General features: G+C 51.3%; 22 protein-coding genes. 12 read left to right on the top strand and 10 right to left on the bottom strand.

Annotated features, from left to right (window positions below):
* The first annotated feature begins 312 nt into the window (after positions 1-312).
* Both pntA and pntB read left to right on the top strand, forming a co-directional pair.
* On the top strand, positions 313-1,842 hold the full coding sequence (gene pntA, locus OGX96_RS18295) for a Re/Si-specific NAD(P)(+) transhydrogenase subunit alpha (RefSeq protein WP_003028945.1): 1,530 nt from the start codon (positions 313-315) through the stop codon (positions 1,840-1,842).
* A 10-nt stretch (positions 1,843-1,852) separates the two neighbouring features.
* Positions 1,853-3,241 (top strand): Re/Si-specific NAD(P)(+) transhydrogenase subunit beta, encoded by a 1,389-nt coding sequence (gene pntB / locus OGX96_RS18290; RefSeq protein ID WP_003832859.1) that lies wholly within the window; start codon positions 1,853-1,855, stop codon positions 3,239-3,241.
* A gap of 41 nt (positions 3,242-3,282) precedes the next feature.
* Here pntB and OGX96_RS18285 read toward each other — a convergent pair whose 3' ends face one another.
* Entirely contained in the window at positions 3,283-4,134 is an 852-nt protein-coding gene (locus tag OGX96_RS18285) for an aldo/keto reductase (RefSeq protein ID WP_286583832.1), read from the bottom strand.
* 262 nt (positions 4,135-4,396) lie between these two features.
* Here OGX96_RS18285 and OGX96_RS18280 point away from each other — a divergent pair, with 262 nt between their 5' ends.
* Positions 4,397-5,593, top strand: coding sequence for a multidrug effflux MFS transporter (locus OGX96_RS18280; protein ID WP_048235417.1), 1,197 nt, complete (start codon positions 4,397-4,399; stop codon positions 5,591-5,593).
* Between the two features lie 31 nt (positions 5,594-5,624).
* Here the strand turns inward: OGX96_RS18280 and OGX96_RS18275 are convergent, their stop codons facing one another.
* On the bottom strand, positions 5,625-6,659 hold the full coding sequence (locus OGX96_RS18275; protein WP_286583830.1) for an AI-2E family transporter: 1,035 nt from the start codon (positions 6,657-6,659) through the stop codon (positions 5,625-5,627).
* A gap of 138 nt (positions 6,660-6,797) precedes the next feature.
* On the opposite strand from OGX96_RS18275, the gene OGX96_RS22735 reads away from it, so the two are divergent.
* From OGX96_RS22735 to mdtI, 3 genes are all read left to right on the top strand, one after another.
* Positions 6,798-6,968, top strand: a complete 171-nt coding sequence (locus OGX96_RS22735; protein WP_087050578.1) for a protein YdgV — start codon at positions 6,798-6,800, stop codon at positions 6,966-6,968.
* A gap of 107 nt (positions 6,969-7,075) precedes the next feature.
* Positions 7,076-7,441 carry a multidrug/spermidine efflux SMR transporter subunit MdtJ gene (gene mdtJ, locus OGX96_RS18270; RefSeq protein WP_162623449.1) on the top strand — a complete coding sequence of 122 codons (366 nt, stop codon included), beginning with the start codon at positions 7,076-7,078 and terminating at the stop codon, positions 7,439-7,441.
* The gene (gene mdtI, locus OGX96_RS18265) at positions 7,428-7,757 is read left to right on the top strand and encodes a multidrug/spermidine efflux SMR transporter subunit MdtI (protein WP_003832870.1); all 330 of its coding nucleotides are present in this window, start codon (positions 7,428-7,430) and stop codon (positions 7,755-7,757) included. Before mdtJ ends, mdtI begins: the two co-directional genes overlap by 14 nt.
* A gap of 34 nt (positions 7,758-7,791) precedes the next feature.
* Here the strand turns inward: mdtI and OGX96_RS18260 are convergent, their stop codons facing one another.
* From OGX96_RS18260 to msrP, 6 genes are all read right to left on the bottom strand, one after another.
* Positions 7,792-8,613 (bottom strand): trypsin-like serine peptidase, encoded by an 822-nt coding sequence (locus OGX96_RS18260; protein ID WP_008784714.1) that lies wholly within the window; start codon positions 8,611-8,613, stop codon positions 7,792-7,794.
* A 100-nt stretch (positions 8,614-8,713) separates the two neighbouring features.
* Complete coding sequence (gene ydgU / locus OGX96_RS22730) at positions 8,714-8,797, bottom strand: small membrane protein YdgU (protein ID WP_049259791.1); 84 nt, start codon at positions 8,795-8,797, stop codon at positions 8,714-8,716.
* A gap of 86 nt (positions 8,798-8,883) precedes the next feature.
* Positions 8,884-9,279: an acid resistance repetitive basic protein Asr gene (asr, locus tag OGX96_RS18255; protein ID WP_048214236.1), complete on the bottom strand. Its 396-nt coding sequence runs from the start codon at positions 9,277-9,279 to the stop codon at positions 8,884-8,886.
* Positions 9,280-9,416: 137 nt separating this feature from the next.
* Positions 9,417-10,904, bottom strand: a complete 1,488-nt coding sequence (locus tag OGX96_RS18250; RefSeq protein ID WP_125363467.1) for a carboxypeptidase M32 — start codon at positions 10,902-10,904, stop codon at positions 9,417-9,419.
* Positions 10,905-10,951: 47 nt separating this feature from the next.
* Positions 10,952-11,578, bottom strand: a complete 627-nt coding sequence (msrQ, locus tag OGX96_RS18245; protein ID WP_128611551.1) for a protein-methionine-sulfoxide reductase heme-binding subunit MsrQ — start codon at positions 11,576-11,578, stop codon at positions 10,952-10,954.
* Positions 11,579-12,583 carry a protein-methionine-sulfoxide reductase catalytic subunit MsrP gene (gene msrP, locus OGX96_RS18240; RefSeq protein WP_286583827.1) on the bottom strand — a complete coding sequence of 335 codons (1,005 nt, stop codon included), beginning with the start codon at positions 12,581-12,583 and terminating at the stop codon, positions 11,579-11,581. It lies immediately after the preceding gene.
* 188 nt (positions 12,584-12,771) lie between these two features.
* Here msrP and OGX96_RS18235 point away from each other — a divergent pair, with 188 nt between their 5' ends.
* The 3 genes from OGX96_RS18235 (at position 12,772) to OGX96_RS18225 (ending at position 15,811) form a co-directional block, all read left to right on the top strand.
* Positions 12,772-13,494, top strand: coding sequence for a winged helix-turn-helix domain-containing protein (locus tag OGX96_RS18235; protein WP_286584221.1), 723 nt, complete (start codon positions 12,772-12,774; stop codon positions 13,492-13,494).
* Positions 13,491-14,981: a sensor histidine kinase gene (locus OGX96_RS18230; protein ID WP_286583825.1), complete on the top strand. Its 1,491-nt coding sequence runs from the start codon at positions 13,491-13,493 to the stop codon at positions 14,979-14,981. Before OGX96_RS18235 ends, OGX96_RS18230 begins: the two co-directional genes overlap by 4 nt.
* Before the next feature lie 143 nt (positions 14,982-15,124).
* A complete protein-coding gene (locus tag OGX96_RS18225) occupies positions 15,125-15,811 on the top strand; it encodes a CPBP family intramembrane glutamic endopeptidase (RefSeq protein WP_286583823.1) in 687 nt (228 codons plus the stop codon).
* 33 nt (positions 15,812-15,844) lie between these two features.
* Here OGX96_RS18225 and ynfM read toward each other — a convergent pair whose 3' ends face one another.
* Positions 15,845-17,098 carry a multidrug efflux MFS transporter YnfM/SxtP(Kp) gene (gene ynfM, locus OGX96_RS18220; RefSeq protein WP_003832886.1) on the bottom strand — a complete coding sequence of 418 codons (1,254 nt, stop codon included), beginning with the start codon at positions 17,096-17,098 and terminating at the stop codon, positions 15,845-15,847.
* A 107-nt stretch (positions 17,099-17,205) separates the two neighbouring features.
* Here ynfM and ynfL point away from each other — a divergent pair, with 107 nt between their 5' ends.
* From ynfL to bioD, 3 genes are all read left to right on the top strand, one after another.
* Entirely contained in the window at positions 17,206-18,105 is a 900-nt protein-coding gene (gene ynfL, locus OGX96_RS18215; protein ID WP_286583821.1) for a multidrug efflux transcriptional activator YnfL/SxtR(Kp), read from the top strand.
* A 128-nt stretch (positions 18,106-18,233) separates the two neighbouring features.
* The gene (mlc, locus tag OGX96_RS18210; RefSeq protein WP_204191717.1) at positions 18,234-19,454 is read left to right on the top strand and encodes a sugar metabolism global transcriptional regulator Mlc; all 1,221 of its coding nucleotides are present in this window, start codon (positions 18,234-18,236) and stop codon (positions 19,452-19,454) included.
* Between the two features lie 125 nt (positions 19,455-19,579).
* Positions 19,580-20,275: a dethiobiotin synthase gene (gene bioD, locus OGX96_RS18205; protein ID WP_020996409.1), complete on the top strand. Its 696-nt coding sequence runs from the start codon at positions 19,580-19,582 to the stop codon at positions 20,273-20,275.
* Here the strand turns inward: bioD and clcB are convergent.
* Positions 20,231-21,520 carry a voltage-gated ClC-type chloride channel ClcB gene (gene clcB, locus OGX96_RS18200; protein ID WP_008784724.1) on the bottom strand — a complete coding sequence of 430 codons (1,290 nt, stop codon included), beginning with the start codon at positions 21,518-21,520 and terminating at the stop codon, positions 20,231-20,233. The genes bioD and clcB overlap by 45 nt on opposite strands.
* Positions 21,521-21,555: the final 35 nt, after the last annotated feature.

Genomic DNA, 21,555 nt, shown 5'->3' with positions numbered 1-21,555 from the left:
TTTAATGTTAATTAATTGTTTTTGGCAGGTACGTAATCATGTTTTGCCGCTTCGCTTGAGCGAATTATCAGCCTTTGTGGGCTATTTTTAGGGCATTTTATCTGTCTGAGGTTCGATTCATCTCTATTTTGCGAATTTCATAATAAATACTGTTTTTTGGCGCTAGATCACAGGCGTCATTTTCAGTAGGTTATACAGAGTTTGTTACTGTTTTATTTTATTGAGGTAACACTGACCTCTTTCGAGAGTGCGCGCATGCCTCGTGCGAACATTGATAAACCATCATCATAATTACAGATGGAAGGGAACATTATGCGAATTGGCATACCAAGAGAACGGTTAACCAATGAAACCCGCGTTGCAGCCACGCCGAAGACGGTTGAGCAGCTGCTTAAACTGGGTTTCAGCGTCGCGGTTGAAAGCGGTGCAGGTCAACTGGCGAGTTTTGACGATAAGGCGTTTGTACAAGCAGGCGCAGAAATTGTTGATGGAAATGCAGTCTGGCAGTCAGAGATCATCCTGAAGGTCAATGCGCCGGAGGAGGCGGAAATTCCGTTACTCAATCCGGGCACGACGCTGGTGAGTTTTCTTTGGCCCGCGCAAAACCCTGAGCTGCTGCAAAAACTTGCAGAGCGCAACGTGACGGTCATGGCGATGGACTCCGTGCCGCGTATTTCGCGCGCACAGTCGCTGGATGCCTTAAGCTCGATGGCGAACATCGCCGGGTATCGCGCTATTGTTGAAGCTGCACATGAATTCGGTCGCTTCTTCACCGGCCAGATCACCGCCGCAGGCAAGGTTCCACCTGCCAAGGTCATGGTGATTGGTGCGGGTGTGGCAGGTCTTGCGGCGATCGGTGCGGCAAACAGCCTGGGTGCTATTGTGCGTGCTTTTGATACCCGTCCGGAAGTGAAGGAACAAGTGCAGAGTATGGGCGCAGAGTTCCTTGAACTGGACTTTAAAGAAGAAGCGGGCAGCGGCGATGGCTATGCCAAAGTGATGTCCGAAGCGTTCATCAAAGCTGAAATGGAACTCTTCGCTGCGCAGGCGAAAGACGTCGACATTATCGTTACCACAGCGCTGATTCCGGGCAAACCGGCCCCGAAACTGATCACTCGTGAAATGGTCGATTCGATGAAAGCGGGCAGCGTAATTGTCGATCTTGCCGCGCAAAACGGCGGTAACTGCGAATATACCGTGCCTAATCAGGTGACCACCACCGAGAACGGGGTGAAGGTTATCGGCTATACCGATCTGCCTGGCCGTTTGCCAACGCAGTCTTCCCAATTGTACGGCACGAACCTCGTCAACCTGCTCAAACTGTTGTGCAAAGAGAAAGACGGCAATATCACTGTCGATTTTGACGACGTGGTTGTACGTGGTGTCACGGTGGTTCGCGAGGGTGAAATCACCTGGCCTGCGCCTCCGATCCAGGTTTCTGCTCAGCCGCAGGCAGCGCCAAAAGCCGCACCTGCGCCGAAAGAAGAGAAAAAACCTGTCTCTCCGTGGCGCAAATATGCGCTGATGGCGCTGGTAGTGATTTTGTTTGGCTGGCTCGCCGACGTCGCGCCGAAAGAGTTCCTTGGTCACTTTACGGTGTTCGCGCTTTCCTGCGTGGTGGGTTACTACGTGGTCTGGAATGTGTCACATGCGTTGCATACTCCGCTGATGTCTGTGACTAACGCCATCTCGGGGATTATCGTGGTTGGGGCGTTATTGCAAATTGGCCAGGGTGGCTGGGTGAGTTTCCTGAGCTTTATCGCGGTGCTTATTGCCAGCATTAATATTTTCGGTGGCTTCACCGTGACTCAGCGCATGCTGAAAATGTTCCGGAAAAACTAAGGGGTAACATATGTCTGGAGGATTAGTTACAGCTGCATACATTGTTGCCGCGATCCTGTTTATTTTTAGTCTGGCGGGGCTTTCGAAACACGAAACCTCTCAGCAGGGTAACAACTACGGCATCGCCGGGATGGCGATTGCGCTGATTGCTACGATTTTTGGCCCGGATACCGGCAACGTTGCGTGGATCCTGGTAGCGATGATCATCGGCGGCGCGATTGGTATTCGTCTGGCGAAGAAAGTCGAAATGACCGAGATGCCGGAGTTGGTGGCGATTCTGCACAGCTTCGTCGGTCTGGCTGCGGTACTGGTGGGGTTCAACAGCTACCTGTATCACGATACGGGCCTGGAGCCGATTCTGGTGAACATTCACCTGACGGAAGTGTTCCTGGGTATCTTCATCGGTGCGGTGACCTTTACCGGTTCTGTGGTGGCCTTTGGCAAACTGCGCGGCAAGATCTCCTCTAAACCGCTGATGCTGCCGAATCGTCACAAAATGAACCTAGCGGCGCTGGTTGTTTCTTTCCTGCTGCTGGTGGTGTTTGTTCGTACCGAAAGCGTGGGCCTGCAGGTTCTGGCGCTGCTGGTGATGACCATTATTGCACTGGCTTTTGGCTGGCATCTGGTGGCGTCCATTGGCGGTGCGGATATGCCGGTTGTTGTTTCAATGCTTAACTCCTATTCAGGATGGGCGGCGGCGGCGGCGGGCTTTATGCTGAGCAACGATCTGCTGATCGTTACCGGTGCGCTGGTCGGTTCTTCTGGTGCGATCCTGTCTTACATTATGTGTAAGGCGATGAACCGTTCATTTTTCAGCGTTATTGCGGGCGGCTTTGGTTCTGACGGTTCTTCTACCGGGTCTGATGAAGAAGTGGGTGAACATCGTGAGATTACTGCGGAAGACACAGCAGAAATGCTGAAGAACTCGCACTCCGTGATCATCACCCCGGGCTACGGCATGGCAGTGGCTCAGGCACAGTATCCGGTCGCGGAAATTACTGAGAAACTTCGCGCGCGCGGCATCAAAGTGCGTTTTGGTATTCACCCGGTAGCAGGGCGCTTGCCAGGTCATATGAACGTGCTGCTGGCGGAAGCCAAAGTACCTTATGACATCGTGCTGGAAATGGATGAGATCAACGATGATTTCGCCGATACCGATACCGTGCTGGTCATTGGTGCCAACGATACGGTAAACCCGGCTGCGCAGGATGACCCGCGCAGCCCGATCGCCGGCATGCCGGTGCTGGAAGTGTGGAAAGCGCAGAACGTAATTGTGTTCAAACGTTCAATGAACACCGGCTATGCAGGTGTGCAGAACCCGCTGTTCTTTAAAGATAACACCCATATGCTGTTTGGCGATGCCAAAGCCAGCGTGGATGCGATCCTGAAAGCGTTGTAATTGCCAGTAAAAGTAAGACGGCCTCTGCGGAGGCCGTTTTTTTAAACATCCAGTTTACGCTGGGTGATCCATTCCACACGAGCCGGATCGCGATGCGAGAAGAACGCACTGGTCCCGCTGTCCATCGCGGCAATTTGCGTCATCTCTTCCGCCGTTAGGGCAAAGTCCAGCACCTGAATATTCTCGGCCATCCGCGTTTTACGCACGGTTTTCGCCAGCGAAATAATCCCACGTTGATAAATCCAACGCAGCACGACTTGACCAACGCTTTTGCCATATTTTTCACCAATAGCCGCTAAGACTGGGTTCTGAAACAGGTCATTGCGTCCTTCAGCGAACGGTGCCCAGGCTTGCGGTTGAATATTCCGGCTCTGCATCCAGGCCACGGCATGCGGCTGCTGATGAAAAGGATTCACCTCAATCTGGTTAACGGCTGGAATAATGCGATTGAAAGCGATTAAATCCGCCACACGATCCGGATGAAAGTTACTCACGCCAATCGCGCGGATTTTCCCTTCTTCATATAATTCTTCCATCGCGCGCCAGGCACCGTGCACATCGCCATAGGGCTGATGAATCAAATAAAGGTCAATATAATCCAGTTGAAGCCGTTGCAGAGAACGTGCGAATTGCGCCTTTGCGCCTGCATAGTTGGTATCCTGTAACCACAGTTTGGTAGTCACAAAAAGCGCCTCGCGGGGGACTCCGCTTTGCTTAAGAGCATTGCCGACCTGAGTTTCATTCTGGTAGGAGGCAGCGGTATCAATCAGGCGATATCCTGTATCAATGGCATCCCGTACGGCTTGCTCACATTCGCTGGCATCAGTCATTTGATAAACGCCAAATCCGAGCAGGGGCATCTCAACACCGTTATTCAGAACTGTTGTATTCATTGGGTTCTCCTGAGCATCATCGTTGCATTGGCTGCAGATTAGCAAATCTGTGTTGATACGATTAGTCTGTGAAATTCGCATGGACCTATGAGTAGAATTCATTTCTGAAAGGTAATTGTTGGAAGTCAGTCACAAAATATGACGCATATGATTTCACCATTCATGATCTCAGTTCATAAACTCATGCGGTTTTAACCGTCTAATCACGGCAATACGTTGTCTATATACTGCGACCTGACTTTTTAGAACATGACAGGGCACTATGCGTACACGTGAACATGCCTCACCGGTAACTACCGCAAGCCAGACCGGTCTTACTTTTATTCTGATCCTCAGTGGCCTGATGGCCTTTACATCGCTTTCTACCGATATTTATCTTCCAGCAATGCCGACGATGGCCGAGGATTTACATGGCAATGTTGAGCTGACGATTACTGGTTTCTTAATTGGTTTTACTATCGCACAGTTGATTTGGGGGCCGATTAGCGATCATATGGGGAGGCGCAAGCCGCTGTTTATCGGCATGGTGCTATTTATCATTGGTTCCGCAGGGTGTGCGCTGTCTACAAGTATCACGCAAATTGTTTTCTGGCGGGTATTTCAGGCGCTTGGAGCCTGTACCGGACCTATGCTGGCGCGAGCGATGATCCGCGATCTCTTTGCACGTACTCGTGCGGCGCAAATGCTCTCGACCCTGGTGTTGGTGATGGCGATTGCGCCAATCGCCGGACCGTTGATTGGCGGACAAATTATTCGCCTGAGCACCTGGCATTCAATTTTTTGGCTGCTGGTGGTGATTGGTGCGCTGATGTTTATCTCCCTAAACTGGCTGCCCGAAACATTGCCGGAAGATAAACGAGTGAAAGCCTCTTTGGCTGGCGCATTTCGTAATTACCGCTCGTTGTTAACGAATGGGCGTTTTATGCGCTATACCCTGAGCCTGACGTTTTATTACGTCGGTGCGTACGCGTTTATTACCGGGTCACCGTTTGTTTATATTAGCTATTACCATGTTGATCCACAGCATTACGGCTGGTTGTTTGCGCTAAACATTATCGGTGTTATGGCGATGAGCGTGGTTAACCGTCGTCTGGTTCAACGACATGCTCTGGAACAACTGCTGAAATATGCGACGATGCTGGCGGCGCTGGCCGCAGTGGCGCTTGCACTGCTGGTTAAGCTGGAGTCAGGAGGAATTGTTGCCATTATCGTTTCCATTTTTCTGCTGTTCTCGATGAATGGCATTATTGCCGCGACGTCGACTGCCGCGGCGTTGGACGCGGTACCGAACATTGCGGGTTCAGCTTCGGCGCTGATTGGCGCGTTGCAATATGGCAGCGGTATTATCTCATCGTTGCTGCTGGCCGCCTTCAGTGATGGCACGCCCTGGACCATGGCGTGGATAATAGCGCTATTTACGCTGTTAAGCGCCGTTTTGGCTTTCCGCGTGAAACGATAAAGGAAATGCCCCGTAATGGCGGGGCGAAAACTCATTCTTTGTTCAGATCGCTAAGCAGCACGGCAATGCTTTGACCGCCGTTGGTTTGCTCAAGCGCGATTTTCACGATGATGGTCAGCGGCACAGAAAGCAGCATCCCCACGGGACCGAGCAACCAGCCCCAGAAGATTAACGACAGAAATACCACCAGCGTAGACAGCCCCAGCCCGCGGCCCATGATCCGCGGCTCGAGGATATTCCCGAATACCAGGTTGATGACCAGATAGCCTGCCAGAACAACCAGCGCATCATAAAGACCGCTGAATGCCAGCACCTGAGCGATAGGGGGAATGGCCGCCAATACAGAACCGATATTAGGGATGTAGTTCAGGGCGAAGGCCAGTAATCCCCAGACAAAGGCAAAGCGCACATCCAATGCAGCAAGCATGCCCCAGGCGACCAACCCGGTCACAATGCTGATTGCCGTTTTAAGCACCAGATAGTGGGAGACGCTGTCGATGGCGCGTTGAATCGCCGCCATACCTTCAATGGGGCGACTCATCATTTGTTTGAGTTTGTTGGGCAGTTGCGGTACTTCCAGCAGCATAAAAACTACCGTCAGTAGCAGTAAAAATATCGATGACATAGCATTTGAAAGCTGCGCCAGTAAATTGGTCACCAGCGTCATTGCCGCATTCGGATCGATATATTTGACGATCTCGTCCACGGAAACGCCGATCCCTGCGCGTTGTAACCATGGTTCAAGATTTTTCAGTGGGATAACCAGTGAAGAGCGATATTGCGGTAGCGTTCGAGCAAGTTCATTTAAGGATGTACCTAAATACGCCAACAGCAGCACCATTAACATTACAATAATAACGATAAGCAATGACACCGCAATTACGCGCGGTATGCGAAGCTTGACCATCCGCTGCACCACGGGATTGAGCACAACGGCTATAAATAACGCCAGAATAAAGGGGACGATGATATCTGCGGCAAAGCGAATACCGCTCAGGATGATAACCAGCATGCCCAGCATAATGACTATTTTTAGACCGTTAAGCGTGATGATCGGTTTCGCCATGTGTATTCCCGCATTTTTCATTTTTGAATCTGCATAATAATGTGATTTGCGTCGAGCCGTTATAACAAAAATCAAACGGGGCAGGTAAAGAAGTGAAAAGACTTTGAGTTCGTCTTGAAGCTATGATACAAATCATCTGTGTTTAACTACCGAGGACAATTATCATCCGCGATGATGAGAAGCAACACTGCGGATAATTGTAATATTATGGACAATATGTTCAGGATGTTTTTGCGTTTACCTACACTTCTTCGTACCTCCTCCACTTTCTTGCTTGCGGGTGAGCAACACTGGCGCAACGCGCTTTAGTCCCTTCTTCTGCCTGAGCTGGCGCTGTGCGCTGAGCTAACTAATTTTTTTTTTTGGTTTACTGCATGCAGTAGGCCTAAAGGACAATATTCTCAAGCAGGAGAAGCATCATGTTTTACTGGATATTATTAGGTCTGGCCATCGCGGCTGAAATTACTGGTACGCTGTCAATGAAATGGGCAAGCGTTGGCCATGGTAATTCAGGCTTTATTTTAATGCTGGTAATGATCGCCTTATCATATATTTTTCTTAGTTTCGCTGTTAAAAAAATTGCCCTTGGTGTGGCCTATGCCTTGTGGGAAGGTATCGGTATTTTATTTATTACGCTGTTTAGTGTGTTGTTATTTGACGAAACCTTGTCCACGATGAAAGTGGCTGGACTGGTCTCGCTGGTATTAGGCATTGTGCTGATTAAGTCTGGTACTCGAAAACCTGCCAAAACGAGCAAAGAGGTGACCCATGCAGCAGTTTGAGTGGGTTCATGGTGCCTGGCTTGGCATGGCCATCGTGCTGGAAATAGTCGCTAACGTCTTTTTGAAATTTTCTGATGGATTTCGCCGCAAAATTTATGGCGTGTTGTCGCTGGCTGCCGTGTTAGCGGCCTTTAGCGCGCTGTCGCAGGCGGTAAAAGGTATTGACCTTTCTGTTGCCTACGCTTTGTGGGGCGGGTTTGGGATTGCCGCGACGTTAGCGGCTGGTTGGGTGTTGTTTGGTCAGCGCCTGAATAATAAAGGCTGGATCGGCGTGGCGCTGCTGCTGGCCGGAATGGTGATGATTAAACTTGCCTGATATCCGTGCTGCCCGTTAATGCGGGCAGCATATGTTACTCCTGCGCCAACTCTTCCAGCTTATCGCGAAAACCGGTCACGGATATGGCGCGATTATCGGCTCGCCAGCGATCTTTCGCCGCCGGAGCGGAGCTTTGTACGCCAATCAACTGCCAGCCTGAATCTGTCTTCAGCATCAACGGTGAACCGCTGTCGCCCGGGAGCGTGTCGCACTGGTGCGACAAGACGGTATTCTGCGCCCAGCCGGTCACCACACAATCCTGATGGGTGTACAAATCGTCCAGATGATCTTCCGGATAGCCCGACTGTGTGACTTTGCGATCGGCGGTTTTCAGCGCCGCGGTTAACGCCGCTTTATCACCTTCAAATAATGGTAGGGGCGTGATTCCGGAAGGCGGGTAACGCAGCACCACCAGACCAAAATCCCACGGGGCTGCTGATGGCGGCACAATCCAGCCATCGCCATCGGCTTTCAAACGCTTACCTAGTGAGGGATCAACCCGCCCTTCGATTCCATGGATTTCATAGCGCCAGACACCCTTTTTCGACACAAAGCGTAACGCGACGGCCTTATCCGGTTTGCCTTTCGGTGGAGCGAGCAAGCAGTGTCCGGCAGTCAGGGCCAGATGCGGTGAAATGAGCGTGGCGGTACACAGATTACCACTGGCGGTTTCCAGTTGTCCGATAGCGTCCCACGGTGATTGCGTTGGGTCCGTTACTTTCGTGCGATCGTCATGACCAAAAAACAGCGTTTTTATGCTTTCTGCTTCAGCGGTGGTCGTTGCTGGCTGATCCGCATGCGCAACAACAGGAAAAAAACAAATTGAGCCCAGTAATACAGCAATGGTTTTATGCATATCACACTCTGGTGGGGAATTATGATTATAAACAGCAAACCCTCAGTTAATACTATAGACGGGACGGCGAGAAAGTGGGAGTAAAATCAGATAACTACACTTAGGAAAGATAAAAATGCATGGCAATGAGGGCGCAAATTATCAGAGTAATAAGAATGAACTCAAAGCGGTAATGTGACACCATTTTACCCTCCGAAAGGCGGCGCTACATCAGGTTGATCTAGCGCCGTATGCTATGGCGTGGGGGACGCCATAGTGACTACAAATGCGTTATGCTGCAGGTTGAGCTGCTGGTTTAGCGGTGTCGTGTTTTACGGCTTTTTTGGTGTGTTTTTTAGCGGCCTGAGCTTTCTGCTCTGGTGCTTTTTGTTCTGCTGCTGGCTTGGTTGCTGCTTTTTTGGTGTGTTTTTTAGCAGCCTGAGCTTTCTGCTCTGGCGCTTTTTGTTCTACAGCCGGTTTAGTGGTGGATTTTTTAGCGTGTTTCTTGGCAGCCTGCGCTTTCTGCGGCGCTGCTTTGTGCTGTTTTTTATGATGCGTGGTTTTTGCCGGCGCTGCTTTGGTGGTTGCAGCAGCAGTCGGAGCGGTAGTAGCAGTTGTTTCAGCAGCAAAAGCAGCAGAAGACAGACCCATAGCAGCGGCAACAACCAGAGCTAATACTTTTTTCATTCTCATACCCTCGATTTGGTTTTTCATTCAACCCCACTGCGGGGCCGTTGAAATAACTATATCGCTGTAAACACAGGGCTTCCGTGAGTCATTGGTTTCGGCGTGTAACGATATGTACAATGACTCACGGTATGAGATTACAAATAGCGGGCTTCCAGATGAGAACGGAAATAACGGCTGCTGAGCGGCTCTCCGGTTGCCTGGGTAATAAGCTGTTCAGTAGTAAAGCGGCTGCCATGCTGCCAGATGTTCTGACGTAACCAGTCAAACAGGGCACCAAACTCACCTTGGGCAATAGACTGATTCAAATCAGGCAATGCGCGGTTAGCGGCACTGAACAACTGCGCTGCATACATGGCGCCTAAGGTATAGGAAGGGAAGTAGCCAAAGCCGCCGTCAGTCCAGTGAATATCCTGCATACAACCGTTACGGTAGTTTCCGATCGTTGACAGCCCCAGCCAGGCCTGCATTTTCTCGTTCCACAATGCCGGGATATCATCCACTTCAATATCGCCATTAATAAGCGCACGTTCGATTTCATAACGCAGGATCACGTGAGCGGGATAGCTTACCTCGTCGGCATCAACACGGATAAACCCGGGTTTGACCTGCTGGTTCCAGGCGATGAAATTGCTTTCTTCAAACGCTGCCTGATCGCCAAAGTGGCGCGTTACAGCCGGAATCAACCGCATCAGAAAGGCTTTACTGCGTCCCAGTTGCATCTCAAAGAACAGACTCTGGGACTCATGAATGGCGGTTGAGCGTGCCAGAGCAATAGGTTGCCCAGACCAGCTGCGTGGCAGGTTTTGCTCATAGCGCGCATGACCGGTTTCATGGATCACGCCAAACAGCGCGCTGAGTAATTCGTTTTCATCATAGCGGGTGGTAATGCGAACATCTTCTGGTACGCCGCCACAGAAAGGATGTGCACTGATATCCAGCCGACCAGCGGTAAAGTCGAAACCTAGCTGTGCCATTGTTTCAAGACCCAGCTCTCGCTGTACAGCTGTTGGGAAGGGACCTACCGGGGCGATGAGCGACTGCTGAGACTGCTTTGCCACCACCTTGTTTAACAGATCGGGCAGCCAGCTTTTAACGTCTGCGAAAAGGACATCCAACTGAGCGCTGGTCATTCCTGGTTCAAAGATGTCCAGTAGCGCGTCATACGGCGAACAACCTTTAGCTTCTGCGCGCAGTCGGGCTTCTTCGCGGCTGTACTTCACAACTTCTTTCAGGTTATCGGAAAATCCTTCCCAGTCATTAGCTGGTCGCTGGCTACGCCAGGCATGCTCACAGCGGCTTCCCGCAAGAGATTTTGCTTCTACCAACGATTCGGGCAACAAGGATGCCTGGTGATGCAATCGCGACATTTCGCGCAGGTTCGCCTGTTCTACATCGTTGAGAGCTTCCTGTTGCGCTGCGGCGATCCACATTGCCACTTTCGGATCGGTTAACAGTTGGTGCTCAAGCACGCTCAGCTCGGCCAGCGCTTCGCCTCGGGCTTTACTGCCTCCTGGCGGCATCATGGTAAACATGTCCCAACTGGCGATTGCCGAGAGGTGGGAGAAGCGAGAGAGCCGCTGGAACGTGCGGGTGAGCTGATGGTAATTATCATTGTTACTCATTTTTTGTTCTCGTTCTGTTTAGGTGTGGTTAAGAAGTTTACCGTGATTCACTCACTTTTCATAAACACACCTTTGTACCCAGTTTTCCGTAACAGCTTTTTATAGCGAAAAGCCAGCAGAACTACAAAACAGATGGCGTAGATAATAGGGAGTGGTGATAGCACTTTTACCGACCACAGATAATGCAGCGGTAGCAAAATGGCGGCCAGGTAGACGTAGTTGTGCAATGTTTGCCAGCGTTTGCCCATTTTACGCTGAGCGGCTTGTGTCGAGGTCAACGTCAACAGGAATAAGATAATCCAACCGGCCATACCCAGCATTAGCCATGGGCGTGAAACCAGTTCACGACCCAACAATTCCAGGTTTTGTATACCCAGTTCCAGCAGAGCATAGCTGGTTATATGCAGTGTGGCCCATGCAAAGCACCATAAACCTAACAACCGCCGGGTACGAAACAACAAAGGCTGCTTTGCATAGCGCGCAAGCGGCGATACCAGCAGGGTAGCCAGCAAAAACTTCAGCGCGGTAATGCCCGTAAAGTGCTGGATATCTTTTCCCGGGTCGGCACCCAACCCGCCATGCTGTGCGGCCCAGAAGAGCCATAGCAGGGGTATAAAACCGGCGAGATGCAGCAGCACTTTCAGACCGGTTATCTGTTTTGCAGTCAACCTCACTTAAAAATACTCCCGAAGATCCATGCCCTGATATAACGATGCCACCTCATCGGCATAACCATTAAAAGGTAACGTGGGCTGTCGCTGTACATCGAGAATGCCACCCGAACCGATAAAACGCTCAGTAGCCTGAGACCAGCGAGGGTGATCGACCTGCGGATTTACGTTGGCGTAAAATCCGTATTCATTCGGTGCTGACATATTCCAGGTCGTCGGTGGCTGTTCACGCGTCAGCTTGATACTGACTATCGATTTAATGCCCTTGAAGCCGTATTTCCAGGGTACGGTCAGGCGTATCGGCGCCCCGTTTTGCGGCGGCAATGCTTTGCCATATACTCCTACGGTGAGAAGTGTGAGCGGGTGCATAGCCTCATCCAACCGAAGACCTTCGACATAGGGATATTTCAACCCACCGCCAATAAAGCGGTCTTTCTGACCCGGCATTTCATCAGGGGCGTAGCGTGTTTCAAAAGCGACGTATTTGGCGTGACTGGTTGGCTCAACCAGTGCCAGTAATTTATGCAACGGAAAACCCACCCACGGCACAACCATCGACCAGGCCTCAACGCAACGCATCCGATAAATACATTCTTCTAATGGAAAGCGTGTGGTCAGCGCATCATGATCCAAGGTTAAAGGTTTGTTGACCTCACCGCTGATGGTTAACGTCCAGGGATCGGTTTTCAGGCTACCGGCATTGGCGGCAGGATCGGCTTTATCCAGACCAAATTCGTAGAAATTGTTGTAGCCCGTCACCTTGTCTTCTGGCGTCAGAGACAGGCTGTTTTGCCAGCGTTCGGGCTTTGTGAACTCAAGCGCTTTGCCTGCGGGGGCGGGTGGACGATCGTTGCCTTTAAACCAATCCAGCAAATTAGCCTGTGTAGGAGAGGACAGCGTGGCCGCAGCAGCACCTATCCCAAGTGCTTTGAGGATCTGTCGTCGTTGCATAAAAAATACTGACTCGGCTGTAACATCTGCTTCCCGAAGTGGACGTTTTTTTAGCATGACTTTTCCTTCTTATTTTCATATTAAGGAAAACAAGCGACGTTTCCCTGTTGATGTCTGACGTGTCTATAACGACATACTGCTCGCATGCGTATCCCTGGATCCTCACGAAAAGTTAAAAATTTTGTGATAACTTCCGCCCCTTGCCTGAGGTAAGCTTTCAGCACGACGAGAGGGGGATGACACTGATGGCAGGCGCGAAAAAGATATTTTTGGTGGAAGATGACAGCGATATTGCCTCACTTTTGCAGCTTAGCCTGAAGGATGAGGGTTACGAGATTGTTCATGAGGCAGACGGAGCTCGTGCGCTTGAACAACTGGAGAAACACGTCTGGGATGCCGTTATCCTCGATCTGATGCTGCCGGGTGTCGACGGGCTGGAGATTTGTCGTCGCATTCGCCAAATGAGTTTTTATTTGCCCGTCATTATCATCAGCGCCCGCACCAGTGAAACGCACCGTGTATTGGGGCTGGAAATGGGTGCCGATGATTATCTGGCCAAACCTTTCTCGGTGCTGGAGTTGATGGCCCGGGTAAAGGCATTGTTTCGTCGTCAGGAAGCGATGAGTCAGAACCTACGTATGGAGGCGGGGATTATCGCCGTTCATGGCGTAGAGATTGACCCATTAGCCCGGGAAGTCCGGCTGCATGGTAAATCCCTCGATTTAACGCCGCGCGAATTCGATCTGCTCTATTTTTTCGCCCGTCATCCAGGCGAGGTCTTTTCGCGTCAGGCGCTGTTAGATCAGGTGTGGGGCTACCAGCATGAAGGGTATGAGCATACGGTGAACAGTCATATTAATCGCCTGCGGACCAAAATTGAAAAGGATGCTGCCGAGCCGGAAATTATTCTCACGGTTTGGGGACGAGGCTATAAGCTTGCTGCGGTTAACGCGGAGCATCAGCCATGATTTATCGCCTGTCGCTGAGCCAGCGTCTGACCCTCGTCTTTACCGCCATTATGCTGATTTGTGCGGTTACCGTCAGCGCTGTCCAGATCCGCAGCAGTAAACAGTATGGCGACGCCATGGTGCAAAGGCTCTCGCTGGAGCTGGCGAGCAAGATTGTCAAAAGTGAGTCGCTTATTGATACCAGCGGGCAGATAAATCGCCAGACCTTAAAAGGATTATTTAATCACCTGATGACGCTCAACCCCAGCGTGGAGCTGTATCTGATTTCACCGTCAGGTGACATACTTGCTGATGCCGCACCGCCGGGGCATATCCAGCGGCAGAAAATTAGCGTACAGCCGATACAGGATTTCCTTAACTCAGATGCGTTGCCCGTCTATGGCAACGATCCGCGTAGCAGCCAGCAAAAGGTATTCAGCGCCGCGCCAGTTTTATATAACGGTGAGCTACATGGCTATTTGTACATTATTCTGCAGGGCGAAGATCTGAATATGCTGGCGAATACCGCCTGGCAAAAAACGCTTTGGAATACCGTGGCCTGGACGTTAATACTGGTTTTATTAGCCGGTGGAATTGCAGGTTTTCTGGTGTGGCGATGGGTGACGAATCCAGTAAAAAGGCTAACCGGACAGGTGGTAAAACTGGAGAAGGACAGCATTACCGTCATCAAACAATTGGCACAAAAAAATCCCGAACCGGCACCGGAGAATGAAATAGCGCTGCTGAACAATGCGTTTATCGAGTTGGCGCAGAAAATTGCCCAGCAGTGGGATTTATTAGCAGACAGCGATCGTCAGCGCAGAGAGTTTATTGCCAATATTTCGCACGATTTACGCACGCCGTTGACTTCACTGTTGGGGTATCTGGAAATGCTGTCGCTGAAAGCCGATACGATGACGCCGGAGGAAAACCGGCATTATCTTAGCATCGCGCTGCGCCAGGGGCATAAAGTTCGCCATCTGTCACAACAGCTGTTTGAGCTGGCAAGGCTGGAGCATGGCGGTATAAAACCGCAGCGTGAACGTTTTGCTATTGGTGAATTGATCCAGGATGTGGCACAGAAATTTGATCTCCCTGTTGCCACGCGTCATTTGCAGTTGCACCTTGACGTAACGGGGCCGTTACCGCTGGTGAATGCCGATTTATCGATGATAGAAAGAGTCGTGACGAATTTGCTGGATAACGCTATCCGTCATACGCCTGACGGAGGCGAAGTGCGGCTAAAAGTCTGGCGTGATGAAGACCGTTTATTCGCCGAAGTGCAGGACAGTGGGCCAGGGGTAGAAGACGCTGTGCGAGAAGTATTGTTTCAGCGCCCGACCGCGTTAATTCCCCGTGAGCAGCGGGCCGAGCGCGGCGGCCTGGGCTTACTGATCGTGCGTAGAATGCTCGAACTGCATGGAGGAGATATACATCTGGTTAACTCAACGGCAGGGGCCTGCTTCCGTTTCTCGTTGCCGTTGGCGGATTCTCCTCTGAGTAGTTGACGGTGAAGTTCCGGAGTAAAGAGGGTTTTGGCATTGTACTCATGGGCATTGCGTAAAAGTTGGTAGGTTGTCAGTGATAATGAGAATTTTTATCATGCATAGGTAATTCATCAACTTATCTTCGATGAGCGCAAGGAGATCGTATGTCACAGGATGCCGACAACCTGTATATCGCCAGGACTAAAGCAGTTGCTGGCTGCTTTTCAATGTTTTTACTGATGTTTGGCCTCACGTTTACCCCGTTGTTTTTCCCCGCGAGTCAGGACCTGCTTCCCAAAGGGTTACTTTTTCCGCTGCTGTTTGCGCTGGAATTTGTTGTGCTGGTTCCGCTGTATTATTTCTTCTTTAGAAAAAGAGAGGGACTGGGCAAAGGCATTTTCAACGCCAGGTGGTTTGCCATTTTGTTCGCGGCGCTGCTGTTTATTCAGCTTATCCTGCCATTGATTTTGGGTCTCAGACAAACTGAAGCGTGGGTGACCAGCCAAATATCCTTAAGTAGTTATGCGTTGTGGTTATCTACGTTGACCCTGATATTTATCGCGCCAGTTTATGAAGAAATTGTTTTTAGAGGCTGTTTATTCAACGCGTTCCAGTACTGGTTCAATAATAAAACCTGGCTGTCGTCAGTGGTGGTATCGGTCATTTTTGCCATCATGCATACGCAGTATGTGGATCTACGCACGTTGCTGATGTTGTTTCTTGTGTCGCAGGTGTTGATCCTGGCCAGACTGAAAAGCAACGGTCTGTTGATGCCAATTTTGCTGCATATAGTGATGAACGGGACGGTTGTTGCTCTGCAGATGGCGGCTCAGACGTTACAGTCAGGGTGATGAAGGTGATGCCCGGAACCCGGGCATCGTGGATTATACGTGCAGACGATGGTGCAAACGCGCACCGACCAGCAACGCCAACACCAGCATCAGGGCGATAAATCCGCCCACGCCGTTCCAGCCATAGCTGTGCCAGAACACACCGCCCAGCGTACCGGCAATACTGGATCCCAGATAATAGCTGAACAGATACAGGGAAGAAGCCTGGCCTTTAGCGCGTTTTGCTCGTGGTCCAATCCAACTGCTTGCTACGGAGTGCGCGGCAAAGAACCCGGCTGAAAAGAGCAGCATCCCGGCGAAGATCAGCCATAGCGATGTGAACAGGGTCATCAAAAGTCCAACCAGCATCACGCCTGTTGAAAAGAGCATTACTGGGCCACGACCATAACGAGTGGTCATAGAACCCGCCTTTGGCGAACTCCATGTCCCGGTCAGATACGCCACAGATAACAAACCTACAACCGCCTGGCTGAGCTCCCACGGGGAGAGCATCAGGCGGTAGCCGATATAATTAAACAGCGTGACAAACGATCCCATCAGTAAAAAACCTTCCGCAAACAGCAGCGGCAAACCTTTGTCGCGCCAGTGCAAACGGAAGTTGATAAACAACGTTTTCGGGCGCAGCGATGTGGGTCTGAAATGACGGGATTCCGGTAAGATTTTCCAGAACATCAGCGCAGAGGCAAGGGCAAAACAGCCGATCGCCGCCAGCGCGATACGCCAGTTAAAAAAGTCGGTAAACACGCCGCTGATCAAGCGACCACTCATTCCGCCAATTGAGTTACCGCTGATATACAGGCCCATTGAGAAGGCGACGAAACTGGGATGAATTTCTTCACTCAGATAGGTCATCCCTACCGCTGCGACGCCGCTCAGTGAAAGTCCTATCAGAGCACGCATGATTAAAATACCGTGCCAGCTGGTCATCATCGTTGAAAGCAGCGTACAACAAGAGGCGAGCAGCAGCGCGGTAACCATCACCGGCTTGCGGCCAATAGCATCTGAAAGTGGGCCGGTAAACAGTAACCCTATCGCCAGCATCGCCGTCGAGATGGAAAGCGAGATACTGCTGCTTGCGGGAGAAACCCCAAACTCGTGCGAGAGCACTGGCAGTATGGGTTGTACGCAATAGAGGAGGGCAAAAGTCGCCAGTCCGGCGGAAAACAGCGCCAGCGTGACGCGCATAAATGGGGATGTTCCGCGTTTGATAAATCCATCCGGCGGGGTAACTATCTGTTCATCAACATCGCTTGTTGGCGCGGTATCGACAGTTGTTGTACGGCTCACTTGAAATCCTTGCTCATTCAATTACGTCTACAGGACCAGCCTTAAGAGTATGAAAATCACAATATTCTGTCTAATATATTAATAATCTCAAATAATATTTTAAAAATATGAATATCGAACTGCGTCATTTACGTTACTTTGTGGCCGTTGCCGAAGAGTTGCATTTTGGTCGGGCGGCGGCGCGGTTAAACATTTCGCAACCGCCGCTAAGTCAGCAGATCCAGATCCTTGAACAGCAGGTTGGCGCCCGGTTACTTGCCCGAACTAACCGTAGCGTGGCACTGACCTCTGCCGGAAAGCAGTTTCTGGCGGACAGTCGGCAGATCCTCGGGCTGGTTAATGAAGCCGCCGCCAGGGCTGAGCGTTTGCATCTGGGAGAAGCAGGGGAATTACGTATCGGCTTTACGTCGTCCGCGCCGTTTATCAAAGCGGTTTCAGATACGTTATCTCTGTTTCGCCAAAGCTACCCGGCAGTGCATATGCAAACCCGTGAAATGAACACGCGTGAGCAAATTGCCCCGCTCAATGAAGGAACGCTGGATTTGGGACTTCTGCGTAATACGCAGCTTCCGGAAACGCTGGAGCGTGAAATCATTCTGCATGAACCACTGATGGCGATGATCCCACGCGCGCATCCGTTGGCGCAAAAACCCGTGGTCACGTTGGCCGAGCTGGCGAATGAGCCATTTGTCTTTTTTGACCCCCATGTGGGGACAGGGTTGTATGACGATATTCTGGGCCTGATGCGTCGCTATGGACTGAAGCCGACGATTGCACAGGAGGTTGGCGAGGCGATGACTATCATTGGGCTGGTGGCCGCAGGATTAGGGGTTTCTATACTTCCTGCTTCTTTTAAACGGGTGCAACTGTATGAAATGTGTTGGATCCCGATAGCGGAAGAAGATGCTGTCTCGGAAATGTGGTTAGTGTGGCCAAAGCATCATGAGCAAAGTCACGCCGCGCAACGCTTTCGCGAGCAGCTTCTGGCGGCCGTTAAGAGCGGTTAATTTAGTTTAAAAATGGGCGAAAATGTGCAGTAAATCACAAGGCTAAGTAAAAAGTTGACGGAAGCCATTGAAGTGCTTCACCATAGCCCGCAGATTATTTCGGAGCGCGAAAATAAAGGGAGTAAGTGGTGGTTGCTGATAGTCAGCCTGGGCATATCGATCAAATTAAGCAGACCAATGCGGGTGCGGTTTATCGCCTGATTGATCAGCTGGGTCCGGTATCGCGTATTGATCTCTCCCGCCTGGCACAATTGGCGCCTGCCAGCATTACCAAAATTGTCCGCGAAATGCTCGAAGCGCATCTGGTGCAAGAGCTGGAAATCAAGGAAGCGGGTAGCCGTGGTCGTCCGGCCGTTGGGCTGGTTGTCGAAACGGAGGCCTGGCACTACTTATCCATTCGTATCAGTCGTGGCGAGATTTTTCTGGCGCTACGCGATCTGAGCAGCAAGCTGGTGGTTGAAGATTGTCTGGAAATGGCGCTGGTCAGTGAAACGCCTCTGCTGGAACGCGTTATTACCCAGGTCGATCAGTTTTTCATCCGCCACCAGCAAAAGCTGGAGCGCTTAACCTCCATCGCCATCACCTTACCCGGTATTATCGATACTGAAAACGGTATCGTTCATCGCATGCCATTTTACGAAGATGTCAAAGAGATGCCGTTGGGCGAAGCGCTTGAGAACCATACCGGCGTGCCGGTGTATATTCAGCACGATATCAGCGCCTGGACGATGGCCGAGGCGCTTTTTGGCGCATCGCGCGGTGCGCGCGACGTCATTCAGGTGGTGATCGATCATAACGTGGGTGCAGGGGTGATCACTGACGGCCATTTGCTGCATGCAGGCAGCAGTAGCCTGGTGGAGATTGGTCATACGCAGGTCGATCCCTACGGTAAACGCTGCTATTGCGGCAACCATGGTTGTCTGGAAACAATCGCCAGCGTCGATAGCGTGCTCGAATTGGCGCAGGTGCGCCTGAAGCAGTCAATGAGTTCTTCTCTACATGGGCAACCGTTAACGGTAGACGCGCTGTGTCTGGCGGCCATGCAGGGTGATTTATTGGCGAAAGATATCATTAGCGGCGTTGGGACCCACGTCGGTCGAATTCTTGCCATCATGGTGAATTTGTTCAACCCGCAAAAGATATTGATTGGCTCTCCGCTCAGTAAAGCGGCAGATATCTTGTTCCCAACCATCGCTGACAGCATTCGCCAGCAGGCGCTTCCGGCTTACAGTCAGCATATAGTCGTTGAAAGTACGCAGTTTACCAATCAGGGGACGATGGCGGGTGCGGCACTCGTGAAGGACGCGATGTATAACGGTTCTTTGTTGATTCGTCTATTACAGGGTTAACATTTTTTAACTGTTGTACGAAAAATTGCGCTATCTCAAGCTGATCCTGGTCGTCATACCTTAGACTTTCTCCACTGTTTTATTTTCCTGACTTATATTTTCAAAGCATAACGGTGGAGTTAGTGATGCTGAAGCGTTTCTTTATTACAGGTACAGACACTTCTGTTGGGAAGACCGTGGTTTCCCGCGCATTACTACAAGCGTTAGCGTCAGGGGGTAAAAGCGTTGCGGGTTACAAACCTGTAGCCAAAGGCAGCAAAGAGACGCCTGAAGGTCTGCGCAACAAAGATGCACTGGTACTGCAAAGTGTGTCATCTATCGAGCTGCCCTATGAGGCGATTAACCCAATTGCGTTGAGCGAAGATGAAAGTAGCGTGGCGCATAGTGGTCCGGTCAATTACACCCTGTTATCCAACGGTCTCGCAAGCCTCAGCGAAAAAGTCGATCACGTTGTCGTGGAAGGCACCGGAGGCTGGCGGAGCTTGATGAACGATCTGCGTCCGTTATCGGAGTGGGTGGTGCAGGAACAACTGCCGGTGCTGATGGTAGTGGGTATCCAGGAAGGCTGTATTAATCATGCGATCCTCACCGCGCAGGCGATAGCCAGCGACGGACTGCCGTTGATTGGCTGGGTTGCGAATCGCATTAACCCGGGGCTGGCGCATTATGCGGAAATCATTGATGTGCTGGGTAAAAAATTACCTGCACCGCTGATCGGTGAACTGCCTTATCTGCCTCGTGCAGAGCAGCGTGAGTTGTCGCAGTACATCCGCCTGTCAATGCTCGGCAGCGTGCTGTCGGTAGATAGAGTCGTGGCGTAACGTACGCGAGAGCACCGACGCCAGGACACAGGCGATCAGTAATCCGGGGAGCAGGCGATACTCCCCGGTCATTTCACAAACCATCAACGTCGACATTATTGGTGCATGCGTGGTAGCCGCCAGCAGCGTGGCCATCCCCGTTAATCCCAGCAAAATGGCAATTTCATCCGAGCCCGGAAGCCATAATCCCCATACCTGACCCAGCAACATGCCCACCGACAAGCCGACAAACAGCGTTGGCGTAAACACGCCACCCGGGGCACCGGATCCACTGCTGGCAAGCACCGCCAGTAATTTGCAGATAAAAATCCCGCTAACCACGGCCAGCAGCGGTGGTGAAAGTAAATATGACTGCACCACGCTGTAGCCATTACCCCAGACCGTAGGCGTGAGCAATGAAAGCAGGCCAACGATCAACCCGCCAAGCGCCAGTTGCCACGGTGGCGAGAGTTTTAAGCGCAAAAATACATTATGGCTGGCGGTCATCAACCACATGAAGAGCGGTCCGCAGATGCCAGCAGCCAGACCGGTGCTGACAATCATAACGTATTCCAGAGCATGTAATTCCCGCGACAGGTGCACGGTATACAGCAGCGCATTGCTGTCGCTAAGCAGATTGGTGGTGAGTAATGCGACTACGGCGGACACCACTACCGGTCCCAGTGAGGCGAGGATCAGCGTGCCAAACAATACTTCGGCAATAAATAAACTGCCCGCCAGCGGGGCATGATAGGCTCCAGCCATACCTGCAGCGGCGCCGCAGGCAATCCATAACTTCCATTCTGTACGCGGGGTAAAGCGTTGAGCAAAGCAGGAGGCCGCCAGCGCCGCCAGTAAAATCATGGCACCTTCACGTCCGATGGCGCTCCCGCTGGCAACCACCAGTAACGATGCCAGCGATTTCACCAGGCTTGCACTGACGTCAAATTGTCCGTCGGTTTGCAGGGCTTCCATATAATCAGTGGGAGCCTGCGGACGTAAACGGTTAAATTTTTGCCAGCCCCACAGTAGTAATCCAGCCGCCAGACCGCCGAGTGCAGGTGTCAGCATACGCCTTAAGGGCGAAAGGTTTGTCGCTGCGTTGACCAGACTCCCTGTGTTGTTGCTCAGAAACAACCATTCGAGAAGTAGCATGGCATGACGAAATCCTGCGACGGCCAGCGCAGCAAGGACGCCAATCAACGCGGCGATCAGCAGGCGGCGGAACATGGCACGCAGGTCAGGGTAAGCATGTAAATGATGCATGAGTGGCCAGACTGGAAAATTCAGACGCTCTATTT

Source organism: Citrobacter sp. Cpo100 (genome assembly GCF_030332595.1).
GTDB classification, from domain to species: domain Bacteria; phylum Pseudomonadota; class Gammaproteobacteria; order Enterobacterales; family Enterobacteriaceae; genus Citrobacter; species Citrobacter portucalensis.
Note: the sequence above shows the minus strand (reverse complement) of the source record. Positions and strands in the feature narration are given on the sequence as shown.